The 1231-nt window shown below is 52.6% G+C and carries 1 pseudogene; it reads right to left on the minus strand.

The features are described from left to right. Positions 1 to 13 precede the first annotated feature (13 nt). Positions 14 to 487 (minus strand): annotated as a pseudogene (locus Sdi02f_RS35490) (aminoglycoside adenylyltransferase family protein); the annotation flags it as partial. Positions 488 to 1231 lie beyond the last annotated feature (744 nt).

Consider the following 1231-nt stretch of genomic DNA (forward strand, 5'->3'; position numbering starts at 1 on the left):
ACAGGTCCTGTTACGGCACCGGATCAAACAGTTCTTCCGCTGCCGGACCAACCAGCGCCACGCTATGTTCACGCGCTTTGGTCAGCAGAATGGCCAGATCGATATCAATGGTCGCCGGTTCAAAAATGCCGGCCAGAATATCGTTACGCTGCCATTCGCCAAACTGCAGCTCACGTTTCGCCGGATAACGCCACGGAATAATGTCATCATGCACCACGATGGTCACTTCCACCGCACGCAGAATTTCGCTTTCACCCGGGCTCGCGCTGGTTTCCAGCAGATCGTTAATCAGCGCACGACGGGTGGTTTCATCCAGACGCACGGTCACGGTCACCAGCAGATCAATATCGCTATGCGGTTTCAGGCCGCCATCCACCGCGCTGCCATACAGATGCACGGCCAGCAGGGTCGGTTCCAGATGACGTTCAATCACGCCCACCACTTCAGACAGCTGGGTGCTCACTTCCGCAATCACCGCTTCACGCATAATGTTCAGTTTGGTTTTCGGACGGCTGCCCTGCTGGGTCACATCGTTGCTGCTCCACAGCATCAGGCAACGGCCCACCGCATAACGCGCCTGCTGTTTGCTCGCACGCGGCATGCTCTGCACGCCAAAAAAGCAATCATAGCACGCCATAAACACCGCCACCGCACCATTACCGCCGCTACGTTCGGTCAGGGTACGGCTCCAATTACGGCTACGCATACTCTTCCTTTTTCAATATTATTGAAGCATTTATCAGGGTTATTGTCTCATGAGCGGATACATATTTGAATGTATTTAGAAAAATAAACAAATAGGGGTTCCGCGCACATTTCCCCGAAAAGTGCCACCTAAATTGTAAGCGTTAATATTTTGTTAAAATTCGCGTTAAATTTTTGTTAAATCAGCTCATTTTTTAACCAATAGGCCGAAATCGGCAAAATCCCTTATAAATCAAAAGAATAGACCGAGATAGGGTTGAGTGGCCGCTACAGGGCGCTCCCATTCGCCATTCAGGCTGCGCAACTGTTGGGAAGGGCGTTTCGGTGCGGGCCTCTTCGCTATTACGCCAGCTGGCGAAAGGGGGATGTGCTGCAAGGCGATTAAGTTGGGTAACGCCAGGGTTTTCCCAGTCACGACGTTGTAAAACGACGGCCAGTGAGCGCGACGTAATACGACTCACTATAGGGCGAATTGAGTGAAGGCCGTCAAGGCCTAGGCGCGCCGGATCCCCCGGGCCATACTAGT

The organism is Streptomyces ardesiacus (genome assembly GCF_003112575.1).
Taxonomy (GTDB): domain Bacteria; phylum Actinomycetota; class Actinomycetes; order Streptomycetales; family Streptomycetaceae; genus Streptomyces; species Streptomyces ardesiacus.